This is a genomic window from Herbidospora yilanensis, from assembly GCF_001570565.1.
Lineage (GTDB): Bacteria > Actinomycetota > Actinomycetes > Streptosporangiales > Streptosporangiaceae > Herbidospora > Herbidospora yilanensis.
The window spans coordinates 76,931-90,758 of sequence record NZ_BBXE01000023.1 but is presented as its reverse complement, the minus strand read 5'-3'; the positions used below and the strand labels follow the sequence as shown (position 1 = coordinate 90,758).

Here is a 13,828-nt window from a genome sequence, read left to right as displayed (position 1 = left end):
TCTGGCGGGTAAAGGGGGAGCATTAGGGCAACTCCAGTACGAGCGAGTGGTCCGGTCAGCGGGCTGTGATTCGTGCTGCCTCAAGACAGAGCAAAGATCGACAATTGCCCCGTGGACTCCGGCGGTACCGGGCGTGCCGTCGCTACGTTGAGAAACGATGATCGGAAGAATCCCAATCCAGGACATCCATCCCGTCGTCGACTGCGGGAAGCGACCCGCGAAGGCCGCCGCCGGGGAATCCTTCGAGATCACCGCCGTCGTGTTCCGTGAGGGACACGACGCGGTGGCCGCCGGGGTCGTGCTCTTCGACCCCGACGGCGTGCCCGGCCGCCTGAGACCCATGCGGGAGCTCGCGCCCGGCACCGACCGGTGGGGCGTCGACGTCACGCTGCCCGCGGAGGGATTGTGGTCCTACCGTGTCGAGGCCTGGAGCGACCCGATCGCGACCTGGCTCCACGACGCCGGCATCAAGATCCCGCGAGGGCTCGACTCCGATCTGATGTGCGAGGAGGGCGCGCGGCTGTTCGACCGCGCCGCCAAGGCGGTCCGCGCCGCCGACTGCCCGGACGTCCCGCTCAAGGCGCGTAAGACGACCAAGACGACGTCGAAGGCCCGGCCCAAAGACCCCGTGTGCGGCCACCGGGCCGCGTTGCAGGCGATGGCGGCCCGGCTGCGCGACGACGACGTCGACCCCCGGGCCCGGTTCGCCGCCGCGCAACTGCCCGAGACGCAGGCCCTGATCGCCGCTCATCCGCTGCGCGAGCTGGTCACCCGGACGGTCCGCTACAAGGTCATGGTCGACCGCAGGCGGGCGTTGTTCGGTTCCTGGTACGAGTTCTTCCCGCGCTCCGAGGGCGCGATCGTCGAAGCGGGCGTCGCCCCCAAGTCGGGCACGTTCAAGACCGCCGAGAAGCGTCTCCCGGCGGTCGCCCAGATGGGCTTCGACGTGGTCTACCTGCCGCCGATCCATCCGATCGGGACGGCGTACCGGAAGGGCCCGAACAACACGCTCACGCCCGAGCCCTACGACCCCGGCAGCCCGTGGGCGATCGGCGCCGACGAGGGCGGGCACGACGCGATCCACCCCGACCTGGGCACGATCGACGACTTCGACTCCTTCGTGGCGCGCACGCGCGAGCTCGGCATGGAGATCGCGCTCGACCTGGCGCTGCAGTGCTCGCCCGACCACCCGTGGGTCAAGGAGCACCCCGAGTGGTTCAACATCAGGGCCGACGGGAGCATCGCGTACGCGGAGAACCCGCCGAAGAAGTACCAGGACATCTATCCCCTGAACTTCGACAAGGACCCCGAGGGCATCTACCGCGAGGTCCTGCGGGTGGTGCGCCACTGGATGGACCACGGGGTGCGGATCTTCCGGGTCGACAACCCCCACACCAAGCCGGTGGCGTTCTGGGAGCGGCTGCTGCGCGACATCCGCAACACCGACCCCGACGTGCTGTTCCTGGCCGAGGCCTTCACCCGGCCGGCCATGATGCGGACGCTGGGGCGGATCGGGTTCCACCAGTCGTACACCTACTACACGTGGCGCAACAGCAAGCCGGAGCTCGAGGAGTACCTGACCGAGCTCTCGCACGAGACGGCCCACTTCATGCGGCCGAACCTGTTCGTCAACACGCCCGACATCCTCCACGAGTACCTGCAGCACGGCGGGCTGCCCGCCTTCGAGATCCGGGCGGTGCTGGCGGCGATGATGTCGCCGACCTGGGGCGTCTACGCGGGTTACGAACTGGGCGAGAACGTCCCGGTACGCCCCGGCAGCGAGGAGTACCTCGACAGCGAGAAGTACCAGTTCCGGCCCCGCGACTGGCAGGCGGCCGAACGTGAGGGCCGCAGCCTGGCGCCGTTCATCACGCAACTGAATTTGTTCAGAAGAGCCCACCCGGCCCTCCAGGAATTGCGTAATCTACGGTTTCACAGCGTCGACCAGCCGGCCGTGATCTGCTTCTCAAAGCGGCTGCCGGGCGCCTACGACACGGCCACACGAAGGCACGCCATAGGCGACGTCGTGCTGACGGTCGTCAATCTTGATCCACACAACACCCACGAGGGCACCGTCTATCTGGACATGCCGGCCCTGGGTCTCGACTGGCATGCCGAGTTCGTCGTCGACGACGAGCTGTCGGGCGAGTCGTACCGCTGGCGGCAGGCCAACTACGTGCGCCTCGATCCGCATGTCAATCCCGCACACATCTTCACGCTGCGTCACGGGTCAGCGCACCGCCCATAGAAATCGCAGCCTGCACAACCGGGGAGTCCACAGGTGAGCGTTACGACACCTCAGCCGAATCCGCAGAACCAGCACAATCCGCCGGTTCCGAACACCTTCACGCACGAGAAGCCGCGCGACGCCTTCTGGTACAAGCGCGCCGTCTTCTACGAGGTGCTCATCCGCGGTTTCGCCGACTCCAACGGTGACGGCACCGGCGACATCCGGGGACTGATCGACAAGCTCGACTACCTCGAGTGGCTCGGCGTCGACTGCCTCTGGTTGCTGCCGCTGTACGAGTCGCCGCTGCGTGACGGCGGCTACGACATCGCCGACTTCATGAAGATCCTGCCCGACTTCGGCGACCTGGGCGACTTCATCAAGCTGGTCGACGAGGCGCACAAGCGCGGCATCCGGGTCATCGCCGACCTCGTCATGAACCACACCAGCGACCAGCACCCGTGGTTCCAGGCCAGCCGGCACGACCCGACGGGCCCGTTCGGCGACTTCTACGTCTGGAACGACGACGACGAGCTCTACAAGGACGCCCGGATCATCTTCATCGACACCGAGTCGTCCAACTGGACCTACGACCCGGTCCGCCAGCAGTACTACTGGCACCGGTTCTTCCACCACCAGCCCGACCTCAACTACGAGAACCCGGCCGTGCAGGAGGCGATGCTGGAGGTCCTGCGCTTCTGGCTCGACCTGGGCATCGACGGCTTCCGCATGGACGCCATCCCCTACCTGTTCGAGGTCGACGGCACCAACTGCGAGAACCTGCCGCAGACCCACGCCTACCTGAAGCGGGTCCGGGCCGAGATCGACCGGCTCTACCCCGACCGGGTGCTGCTGGCCGAGGCCAACCAGTGGCCGAGCGACGTGGTCGAGTACTTCGGCGACCCCGTCACCGGCGGCGACGAGTGCCACATGGCGTTCCACTTCCCGCTGATGCCGCGCATCTTCATGGCGGTGCGCCGCGAGTCGCGTTACCCGATCTCCGAGATCCTGGCCCAGACGCCGAAGATCCCGGAGAACTGCCAGTGGGGCATCTTCCTGCGCAACCACGACGAGCTCACGCTCGAAATGGTGACGGACGAAGAGCGCGACTACATGTACTCCGAGTACGCCAAAGACCCGCGCATGCGCGCCAACGTCGGCATCCGCCGCCGCCTGGCGCCGCTGCTCGACAACGACCGCAACCAGATCGAGTTGTTCACCGCGCTGCTCATGTCGCTGCCGGGCTCCCCGGTGCTCTACTACGGCGACGAGATCGGCATGGGCGACAACATCTGGCTGGGCGACCGCGACGGCGTGCGCACCCCGATGCAGTGGACGCCCGACCGGAACGCCGGGTTCTCCGACTGCGACCCGGGCCGCCTCTACCTGCCCGTGATCATGGACCCGATCTACGGCTACCAGGCGATCAACGTCGAGGCGCAGCAGAAGCACTCCGGTTCGCTGCTCCACTTCACCAAGCGGATGATCGAGATCCGCAAGCGTCATCCCGTCTTCGGGCTGGGCGACTTCACCGAGCTCAACTCCTCGAACCCGAGCGTGCTGGCGTTCGTCCGGGAGCTGGGCGACGACCGGGTGTTGTGCGTCAACAACCTGTCACGGTTCCCCCAGCCGGTGGAGCTGGATCTGCGCCGGTTCGAGGGGGTTTCGCCCATCGAAGCGACGGGTAACGTCCCGTTCCCCCCGATTGGCGAACTTCCGTATCTTTTGACGCTCCCGGGGCATGGGTTCTATTGGTTCACCATCCCGCCGTCGTCCCGGGAGGAATAGAAAGTGCTTGTCGAGCTCCTTACCGGATGGATCGCCGATCAACGATGGTTCGCCGGTAAGGGGCGGCCGATCGACGGTCTGTCGATCGAGTCCACCGTCCCGCTCGTGGACGGCGACCCCGCCCTGGTCCACATGATCGTCAAGGTGGTCCAGGGTGACCGCACGACCCGGTACCAGCTCCTGCTGGGGCTGCGCGACGGGCTGAGCAGCAGGCTGCGGCACGTCTTCGTCGGCCGCTGCGAGTGGGACGGCCGCGAACGCGACGTGTACGACGCCGCCCACGACGCCGAGCTCATGGGCCGGTTGCTGCACGGCATCGCCGGCGACGCGACCGTCGGCCCGCTCAGTTTCCACCGGGTGCCCGGGGCGGAGATCGACACCTCCCAGCGCAGCCTGGTGATGACCGCCGAACAGTCGAACACCTCGATCGTCTTCGGCGACCAGTACATCCTGAAGATGTTCCGCGTGGTCATCCCGGGCATCAACCCCGAGCTGGAGATCGTCCGGGCGCTGTCCGACGAGGGGTCCCACCACGTGGCCCGGCCCTTCGGCTGGGTCGAGGGGACGATCGACGGCGTGGCGACCACCCTGGCGATCATGCAGGCGTTCCTCGGGGGCGCGAGCGAGGGCTGGGCGATGGCGCTGACCAGCGTGCGCGATCTCTACGCCACCCCGCGCGAGGTGTCCGCCGGCGACGCCGGGGGCGACTTCGCGGCCGAGGCCGAGCGGCTCGGGGTCGCCACCGCCGAGGTCCACCGCGAGATGCGGGAGGCCTTCGGGCACGACTCCCTCGACCCCGACGAGATCCACGCGATGGCCGAGGGGTTCCTCGCCCAGCTCGAACGGGCGGTCGAGGAGATCCCGGCGCTGGCCGACCACGCCGACGTGGCCCGGGAGGCCTACGACCTGCTGGCCTCGATCGACGAACCGGTCCTGGTGCAGCGGGTGCACGGCGACTACCACCTCGGCCAGGTCATGCGGACCTACGACGACTGGATCGTGCTCGACTTCGAGGGTGAACCGGGGCAGCCGCTGGCCGAGCGCCGCGCGCTCCACTCGCCATTGCGGGACGTCGCGGGCATGCTGCGCTCCTTCGAGTACGCCGCCCGCCACCTGCTGGCCGACCACCCCGACGCGGAGACGCTGGAAGACCGGGCCGAGGAGTGGGCGGTGCGCAACCGGGCCGCCTTCCTGTCCGGGTACACGAGGTCGGGCGGCGACCTGCGCCCCGCCGACGTCGTGATGATGCGCGCGCTGGAACTCGCCAAGGCCGTCTACGAGGTGGTCTACGAGGCGCGCAACCGGCCGTCCTGGCTGCCGATCCCTCTGGCGGCGTTCACCACGAAACACTGAGAGTTGGCATAGATGAGGAACGACTTGGACCGTCTCGCCGGCGGCGCCCATCACGACCCCCACTCGATCCTGGGTGCCCACATGACGGGCGAGGGTGTGGTCATCCGGGTGCTGCGGCCGTTCGCGGAGACGGTCGAGGCGCTGGTCGACGGGGAGGCGCACGCCCTGGCGCACGTCGAGTTCGGCGTCTTCGAAGTCCTCCTGCCGGGCCTGGACAAGGTCCCCGCCTACCGGCTGCGGGTGAAGTACGAGGGCGGCGACCCGATCGAGGCCGGCGACCCCTACCGTCACTGGCCGACGCTGGGCGAGGTCGACCTGCACCTGATCGGCGAGGGCCGCCACGAGCGCCTGTGGGAGGTGCTCGGCGCGCGGGTGCTGACCCACGAGGACGAACAGGGCACCGCGTTCGCGGTCTGGGCGCCCAACGCGCTGGGCGTACGGGTGATCGGCGACTTCAACCACTGGAACGGCGGCGGCCACCCGATGCGGTCGCTGGGGTCGGCCGGGGTGTGGGAGTTGTTCATCCCCGGCGTGGGGGCCGGCACCCGCTACAAGTTCGAGATCCTCGGCGTCGACGGGGTGTGGCGCGGCAAGGCCGACCCGATGGCGCGGCGCACCGAGGTGCCGCCGCTGACCGCCTCGGTCGTCGACGAGTCGTCCTACACCTGGAACGACGAGGAGTGGATGGCCTCCCGCGCGACCCGCGACGCGATCAAGGAGCCGATGTCGACCTACGAGGTGCACCTGGGCTCCTGGCGCCCGGGGTTGTCCTACCTCGAACTGGCCGACCAGTTGACGGCGTACGTGACGGAGATGGGGTTCACCCACGTCGAGTTCATGCCGGTCGCCGAGCACCCGTTCGGCGGATCGTGGGGTTACCAGGTGACCTCCTACTACGCGCCGACCTCCCGGTTCGGCTCGCCCGACGAGTTCCGCGCCCTGGTCGACGCGCTGCACCAGGCGGGCATCGGCGTCATCGTCGACTGGGTGCCCGCCCACTTCCCGATGGACGAGTGGGCCCTGGCGCGCTTCGACGGCACCCCCCTGTACGAGCACGCCGACCCCCACCGCGGCGAACACCCCGACTGGGGCACCTACGTGTTCGACTTCGGCCGCCGCGAGGTGAAGAACTTCCTGGTGGCCAACGCGGTCTACTGGTTGCGCGAGTTCCACGTCGACGGCCTGCGGGTCGACGCGGTGGCCTCGATGCTCTACCTCGACTACTCCCGCCGCGACGGCGAGTGGACGCCCAACCAGTTCGGCGGCCGCGAGAACCTCGACGCGATCGAGTTCCTCAAGGAGATGAACGCGGTCGCCTACCGCGAGGCCCCCGGCATCGTCACGATCGCCGAGGAGTCGACGGCCTGGCCGGGCGTCTCCCGGCCGGTCCACCTGGGCGGTCTGGGCTTCGGCTTCAAGTGGAACATGGGCTGGATGCACGACACCCTGGCCTACCTCGCCCACGAGCCGATCTTCCGCCAGTACCACCACCACCAGCTCACGTTCTCGCTGATGTACGCCTACTCCGAGAACTTCGTGCTGCCGCTGTCGCACGACGAGGTCGTCCACCTGAAGGGCTCGCTGCTGGGCAAGATGCCCGGCGACGAGTGGCAGCGCTTCGCCAACCTGCGTGCCCTCTACGCCTTCATGTGGGCCCACCCGGGCAAGCAGTTGCTGTTCATGGGCGGGGAGTTCGGCCAGGGCGGCGAGTGGTCGGAGTCCAAGGGGCTCGACTGGTGGGTGCTCGACTTCGACTTCCACCAGGGTGTGCGGAAGCTCGTGCGCGACCTGAACGGCGTCTACAAGGAGACCCCGGCGCTCTACACCCAGGACGACAGCCCCGATGGGTTCCGCTGGATCGACGCCGACGACTTCTCCGGCAACGTGTTCTCGTTCGTCCGCTACGGCACCGACGGCTCGGCGCTGGCGTGCGTGACGAACTTCTCCGGCGGCCCTCACGAGGACTACCGCCTGGGCCTGCCCGAGGGCGGCACCTGGACCGAGGTGCTGAACACCGACGCCTACGAGTACGCCGGCAGCGGCGTCGGGAACCTGGGCGGCGTGGAGGCGGCCGAGGTGGAGCACCACGGGCTGCCCTATTCGGTCAGGCTGCGGGTGCCTCCGCTCGGCACCATCTGGTTGCGCAAGGAAGCTTGACAGGGGCCCCTCCGGGGGCCCTTTCTTATGGGAACCTTAAGCGCAGATTAACCCCCTTACGGGTTAGTTGACCGGCGTCAGACCATGGTCCTAATCTCGGGCTATTAATAGGAAACTTTCCTAAGAATTACCCCCCGGGAGCGTTCCTTGCGACGTATCACCATCGGCTCGCTGATCGCCGCGGCGGCGCTGCTCGTGCCGCTCGGCTTCGGCCAGGCCTCCGCCGCCACTCCTGCCACCGCCACGTACGCCGTCGACCAGGACTGGGGCACCGGCTTCCAGGGCAAGGTCACCGTGAAGGCGGGCGACACGGCCCTGTCCACGTGGACGGTCGAGTTCGACGTGCCGGCCACCACCACCATCAGCTCGGCCTGGGACGCCGACATGGTGAAGTCGGGCAACCACTACACGTTCACCAAGAAGAGCTGGGCCGGCCCGCTCGCCGCCGGGACCTCGGTCAGCTTCGGCTTCATCGGCGCCCCGGGCGGCCCGTCGGCGGTCCAGAACTGCAAGCTCAACGGCGCCCCCTGCACGGGCGGCCCGGTGAACCCGTCGCCGTCGCCGTCGGCCTCCCCCACGACCTCCCCCACGGCCTCCCCTTCGCCGACGCCCACGGTCACCCCTCCTCCGGGCGGCAAGAAGGTCATCGGCTACTTCACCAACTGGGGCGTCTACGGCCGCCAGTTCTACGTGAAGAACCTGCACACCAGCGGCTCGGCCGCCAAGCTGACCCACATCCTGTACGCCTTCGGCAACGTCCAGAACGGCCAGTGCACGATCTCCGACAGCTACGCCGACTACGACATGGCCTACACCGCGGCCAACTCCGTCGACGGCGTCGCCGACACGTGGGACCAGCCGCTGCGCGGCAACTTCAACCAGCTCCGCAAGCTCAAGGCGATGTACCCGGGCCTGAAGGTCATCTTCAGCATCGGCGGCTGGACCTACTCCGGCGGCTTCACCCAGGCCGCCGCGAACCCGACCGCGTTCGCCAACTCCTGCTACAACATGGTCGAGGACCCGCGCTGGGCCGACGTCTTCGACGGCATCGACATCGACTGGGAGTACCCGAACGCGTGCGGCCTGAGCTGTGACGCCAGCGGCTTCTCCTCCTTCAAGAACGTCATGCAGGCCCTCCGCGCCAAGTTCGGCCCCAACGCCCTGGTCACCGCCGCGATCACCGCCGACGGCACCAACGGCGGCAAGATCGACGCCGCCGACTACGGAGGCGCGGCCCAGTACGTCGACTTCTACATGCCGATGACCTACGACTACTTCGGCGCGTTCGCCGCGCAGGGCCCGACCGCCCCGCACTCGCCCCTCACCAGCTACACCGGCATCCCGACCGCCGGCTTCTACGGCGACCTGGCGATCCAGAAGCTCAAGTCGAAGGGCATCCCGGGCTCCAAGCTGCTGCTCGGCATCGGCTTCTACGGCCGCGGCTGGACCGGCGTCACCCAGTCGGCCCCCGGCGGCTCGGCCACCGGCGCGGCGCCGGGCACGTACGAGGCCGGCATCGAGGACTACAAGGTCCTCAAGACCCGCTGCCCGGCGACCGGCACGGTCGGCGGCACCGCCTACGCCCACTGCGGCAACCAGTGGTGGAGCTACGACACCCCCGCCACCATCGCCGGGAAGATGACCTACGCCAAGAACCAGGGCCTGGCCGGCGCCTTCTTCTGGGAGACCAGCGGCGACACCGCCAACGGCGAGCTGATCTCCGCGATGAGCAACGGTCTCAAGTAGTGCCCGTCCTCTGACGGCTGAACGGCTCCGCGCCCTGTGCGCGGGGCCGTTTCGCTTAGTGTTGCTTCATGGACGCGACCAAGACGATCATCGAGGCCGTCGGCAAGATGCGGCAGCGCCGGACCTCCCCGCTGATGCTGGAACTCGACCTGACCGAGGGTCTGACCGACGTTCCGCCCGCCGACCCCGTGTCGGCCTTGTTGTCGATGCGCCGGGCCCGGCTGAGCGACGTCATCGGCGGCCTGCGGCGGGCCCGCCGCGACCCCCGGGTGAAGGGCCTGATCGTCAAGGTCGGCGGCCATCCCCTCGGGCTCGCCATGGTCCAGGAGATCCGCAACGCGGTCGTCCACTTCCGCGCCGCCGGAAAGCTCACCGTGGCCTGGGCCGACAGCTACGGCGAGGTGGCCAACGGCACCGTCCCCTACTACCTGGCCAGCGCCTTCGAGAAGGTCTACCTCCAGCCGTCGGGCGACGTCGGCCTGACCGGCGTGGCGATCGAGCAGCGTTTCCTCAAGGGCGCGCTCGGCAAGCTCGACATCGACTACCAGGTGGGCCAGCGGCACCAATACAAGACCGCCGCGAACATGTTCACCCAAGACCACATGACCGACGCCCACAAGGAGATGACCGGGCGGCTGGCCGAGTCGCTGACCGAGCAGCTCGTGGCCGGCATCGCCGAGGGCCGCGGCCTCGAACCCAAGCGGGTGCGCGAACTCATCGACCAGGGCCCGTTCTACGGCCAGGAGGCCGTCGCGGCCGGCCTGGTCGACGGCCTGAAATACCGCGACGAGGTCTACGCCGACCACGTGCCGGAAGAGTCCGTCCTCCTGTACGTCGCCCGCTACGCGAAGACCGCCCTGCCCAAGATGCCCCACCCGGGTGAGCAGGTCGTCGCGCTGGTCCACGGCCACGGCGCGATCCGGCTGGGCCGCAGCGGCCGGTCCCCCCTGGGCGGCGGCAGCGCGATGGGCTCCGACACCGTCAGCGCGGCGATCCGCGCGGCCCGCCGCGACGACAAGGTGCGGGCGATCGTGTTCCGGGTCGACAGCCCCGGCGGCTCCTACACCGCCTCCGACTCGATCTGGCGCGAGGTGATCCTGGCCAAGCGGGCGGGCAAGCCGGTCATCGTGTCGATGGGCGACGTCGCCGCCTCGGGCGGCTACTTCGTCTCGATGGCCGCCGACGTCATCTACGCCCAGCCCGGCACCCTCACCGGCTCGATCGGCGTGTTCGGCGGCAAGGCGGTGCTCGGCGGGCTGCTCGGCCGGCTCGGCATCTCGACCGAGATCGTCGCCGAGGGCGCCAACGCGGGCATGTTCTCCGCCACCCGGCCGTTCTCCGACACCCAGTGGGCGCGTATCAACACCTGGCTCGACCGCGTCTACGACGACTTCGTCGACAAGGTCGCGCAGGGCCGCGGCATGGACCGCGAGAAGGCCGAGTCACTGGCCAGGGGCCGCGTCTGGACCGGCGCCGACGCCCGCGACAACGGGCTGGTCGACGAGCTCGGCGGGGTCGAAGACGCGCTGGCCGAGGCGCGCAAGCGGGCCGGCCTCGCGGCCGACGCGCCGGTGCGGTCCTACCCGAAGATCAACCCGCTGGAGCGGCTGCTGCCGGCCGAGTCGAGCGAAGACAAGACGGCCGCCATGGCGCGTGTCCGCCTGGAGGCGTGGGGGCCGCTGGCGGCGTTCGCCGCCGAACTGGGCCTGCCGGCCGCCGGGCCGCTGGTGCTGCCCGGCCAGTGGGTGATCCGCTAGTGCCGCAAACCTTTGCCGTGTCGTGAAAGCCGCTGTTGGCTCGTGACGATCAAGCTCAAACCCGGTGAACCTCTCCGGTCACCGCACTAGGACGTGGTGACCTCGGAGACGAGCCTGGAGGTCCACGGGCACCAGTGGCAGCCGGGCAGGAACGCGCCGCAGACCTCGTCGAGGTGGTCCTCGACGTACTGGGTGGTGGCGTCGCAGACCTCGATGGCGACCTCGAAGAAGCCGATCGTCGTCGGGTCGAGGTGGAAGCTCCAGCCCGGGTTGTAGGCGGCCGGGCGCTTCATGATGCGGCCGTGGACGTGGACGCGGTTCTTCTCCTCGCCCCTGAGGATCCTCCGGGCGTGGTCGATCCTCGCCTGGTCGGTCAGCTCGATGACGAACTTCCGCTGGTCGATCGTCTCCATCTGGAAGCGGACGGGGGCGACGGCCTTCGACGTGGCCGGGGTGACCGAGGCCGCGGCCTTCTCCGCGGATTTGCACGTACCGGCGGAGACGGCCATGGCGGCGGGGGCCGCCGTGACGAGGGTGCCGGCGAGGACGGCGAGGGTGACGAAAGATGCCTTCAGCACTGAAATGCTCCAAGAGGTCAGGGGTCTCGTGGACGGACCCTCCGTCTCCCGGTCTCCCGTCGCCTCACCGGTCTCACACGTCACTTGGCCCAATGCGGGACGATCAGCAGGCGATCAATGGTGCAAACCATGCCATTTGGTGCGTACCCGGTAGAAGTCATACGAGACAGTAGGCCCACCGTGACATCGTGAAGAAGGTGAGCTTCCGCATCCACGCGGGCGTGGCCAGGAGCAGCATCGTCCGCCACCCCCTCCGCGTCGGCGCACTCCGCCGCGCCGTCACGATCTACTGCCCGCTCGGCTTCACCGCGACCTGGAACTACCTGGTCAGCCACGCCGGACCGGTCGACGAGGACGGACCCGCCCTCGTCCGCGCACTGGACATCCTGGAGACCAGCCGGATGGCCTGGCTGGCCGAGATGGCGGAGTACGCCGCACGCCGCCGGATGGAGAAACGCCGAAACCGCGCCCCGGACATCGGCGAGTACCGCTATCTGACCGGCTTCCGCTGGCCCGGCCCGGACGGCCCCGCCGCCACCCGCCACGCGGTCGAGTCCCTGTGGACCCCCGACCTGGCCGAACTCGATCGGAAGACGACGGACTACGTGTCGGCCTACCTCGACGGCCGGCCTCTGGAGGACGTGGCGGCCCTCCTGCCCGACCCGAGACCGGAGACCTACAAGATCGTCCAGCTCATCGCCAACGACATCCGAACCAGTGCGGTGACCGCGAACCTTGCCGTGTCGTAAAGCCGCTGTTGGCTCGTGACGACCAGGTCAAACCCGGTGAACGGTCACAGCACTAGCTCCTGACCGGCCGATAACGGCCGCGCAGCCGGGTGAGCGGCGGCTTGCCCGCGTCGACGTAGTCGACCGCCGTCACCTGGGCGACGAACAACATGTGGTCGCCGGCCGGGACGACCGTCGTGGTCTCGGCCTCCAGGGCGGCCACCCCGCCCTCGACGATCAGCGCCTCGGAGTGGGCGCCGCGATGGTGGGCCACCGAGGCGAGCAGCAGGCGGGCGCCGGGGCGGCCCGGGGTGGCGAAGCGCGAGGCGATGGCCTGCTGGCCGTCGGCGAGCAGCGTCGCCGCCCACCGGTCGCGCCGCAGCAGCAGTTCGGTCAGGTAGGCGCCGTCGGCGAGGCTGATCAGCACGGTCGGCGGCGTGGCCGAGACCGACAGCAGGCTGGTGACGGTGTTGCCGACGTCGTCACGGTCGTCTTTCACCGTGACGACGGCGACCCCGGCGGCGAGCTGGGCCATCGCCTCGACGAACAGCGCGCCCGCCGCCGGGGTCGTCATCAGAGGAGACCGTTCTGGGTCAGCCAGTCTTTGGCGACCACCGGCGGGTCGGCCTTGTCGACCGCGACCTGCTTCATGAGTTCGAGCAGGCCCTCGGTGGTGAGCTTGGCCGAGACGGCGTCGAGCGTGGTCTTGACCGTGTCGTCGGCCCCGGCCTTGAACACCAGCGGCGCGATGTTGTCGGCGGCGAAGGCGTTCTTGTTGTCCTGGAGCGAGACCAGGTCGTTGAGCAGGATCTTCGGGTCGGTGGTGAACACGTTGCCGACCTGGATGGTGCCGCTCTTGATGGCGTCGGCGGTGGTCTCGGCCGTGGGTTCCCACGACTTGAACTCCAGGCCGTAGGTGTTCTTGAAGTTCTCCTCCTGGCGATCCTTGAACTCCGGCGGGCCGCCGACCACGAGGTCCTTGGAGATCTTCGCCAGGTCTTCGATCGTCGTCAGGCTCTTCTCGGCCGCGAACGCCTTGGTGACCGTGAGGGAGTTGCCGTCCTGCGCGGCGGCCGGGGTGAGGATCTCGACCTCCGGCGGCAGCTTGGTCTTCAGCGCGGCGACCACGTCGTCGGTCGACTTGACCGTGGCGGCCGGGTCGACGAAGGCCAGCAGCGAGCCGACGTATTCGGGCAGCACCGTCAGGCCGCCGCTCTTGATCTGGTCGAAGACGACCTCACGGGAGCCGATGTTGGGCTTCTCCTCGACGGTGACGCCCTTGGCCTGGAGGGCCTGCGCGTAGATCGAGCCGAGCAGCACGCTCTCGGGGAAGTTGAAGGAGCCGACGACGACCGTCGAGGCCGCGGCGGAACCCCCCGAGGTGGCGGGAGCGGACGGGGTGGCCTGCGCCAACGGGTCGCTGCCACCTCCTCCGCAGGCGGATAGGGCGAACACCGCGGCGAGCGCGGTGACCAGTGCTCGTTTCACGTACAT

10 protein-coding genes are annotated in these 13,828 nt (G+C 68.8%); 7 read left to right on the top strand and 3 right to left on the bottom strand.

Annotated features, from left to right (window positions below):
* Window positions 1-157: 157 nt before the first annotated feature.
* From AW273_RS17785 to sppA, 6 genes are all read left to right on the top strand, one after another.
* Window positions 158-2,248, top strand: a complete 2,091-nt coding sequence (locus AW273_RS17785) for an alpha-1,4-glucan--maltose-1-phosphate maltosyltransferase (RefSeq protein ID WP_062349449.1) — start codon at window positions 158-160, stop codon at window positions 2,246-2,248.
* Between the two features lie 33 nt (window positions 2,249-2,281).
* Window positions 2,282-4,015 carry a maltose alpha-D-glucosyltransferase gene (gene treS, locus AW273_RS17780; RefSeq protein ID WP_062349448.1) on the top strand — a complete coding sequence of 578 codons (1,734 nt, stop codon included), beginning with the start codon at window positions 2,282-2,284 and terminating at the stop codon, window positions 4,013-4,015.
* A 3-nt stretch (window positions 4,016-4,018) separates the two neighbouring features.
* Window positions 4,019-5,368, top strand: a complete 1,350-nt coding sequence (locus AW273_RS17775) for a maltokinase N-terminal cap-like domain-containing protein (protein ID WP_062349447.1) — start codon at window positions 4,019-4,021, stop codon at window positions 5,366-5,368.
* A 12-nt stretch (window positions 5,369-5,380) separates the two neighbouring features.
* Window positions 5,381-7,525 carry a 1,4-alpha-glucan branching protein GlgB gene (glgB, locus tag AW273_RS17770; RefSeq protein ID WP_062349446.1) on the top strand — a complete coding sequence of 715 codons (2,145 nt, stop codon included), beginning with the start codon at window positions 5,381-5,383 and terminating at the stop codon, window positions 7,523-7,525.
* 147 nt (window positions 7,526-7,672) lie between these two features.
* Window positions 7,673-9,271: a glycosyl hydrolase family 18 protein gene (locus tag AW273_RS17765; RefSeq protein WP_232327478.1), complete on the top strand. Its 1,599-nt coding sequence runs from the start codon at window positions 7,673-7,675 to the stop codon at window positions 9,269-9,271.
* A 68-nt stretch (window positions 9,272-9,339) separates the two neighbouring features.
* Window positions 9,340-11,028 (top strand): signal peptide peptidase SppA, encoded by a 1,689-nt coding sequence (sppA, locus tag AW273_RS17760; RefSeq protein ID WP_062349444.1) that lies wholly within the window; start codon window positions 9,340-9,342, stop codon window positions 11,026-11,028.
* Between the two features lie 86 nt (window positions 11,029-11,114).
* Here sppA and AW273_RS17755 read toward each other — a convergent pair whose 3' ends face one another.
* Window positions 11,115-11,606, bottom strand: coding sequence for a BP74-related protein (locus AW273_RS17755; protein ID WP_232327477.1), 492 nt, complete (start codon window positions 11,604-11,606; stop codon window positions 11,115-11,117).
* A 188-nt stretch (window positions 11,607-11,794) separates the two neighbouring features.
* Between AW273_RS17755 and AW273_RS17750 the strand changes: the two genes are divergently transcribed.
* Entirely contained in the window at window positions 11,795-12,355 is a 561-nt protein-coding gene (locus AW273_RS17750) for a hypothetical protein (RefSeq protein ID WP_062349443.1), read from the top strand.
* A gap of 52 nt (window positions 12,356-12,407) precedes the next feature.
* Here AW273_RS17750 and AW273_RS17745 read toward each other — a convergent pair whose 3' ends face one another.
* Together AW273_RS17745 and AW273_RS17740 are read right to left on the bottom strand one after the other, a co-directional pair.
* Complete coding sequence (locus AW273_RS17745) at window positions 12,408-12,908, bottom strand: flavin reductase family protein (RefSeq protein ID WP_062349442.1); 501 nt, start codon at window positions 12,906-12,908, stop codon at window positions 12,408-12,410.
* The gene (locus tag AW273_RS17740) at window positions 12,908-13,828 is read right to left on the bottom strand and encodes an ABC transporter substrate-binding protein (RefSeq protein ID WP_062349441.1); all 921 of its coding nucleotides are present in this window, start codon (window positions 13,826-13,828) and stop codon (window positions 12,908-12,910) included. The genes AW273_RS17745 and AW273_RS17740 overlap by 1 nt, the downstream gene beginning before the upstream one ends.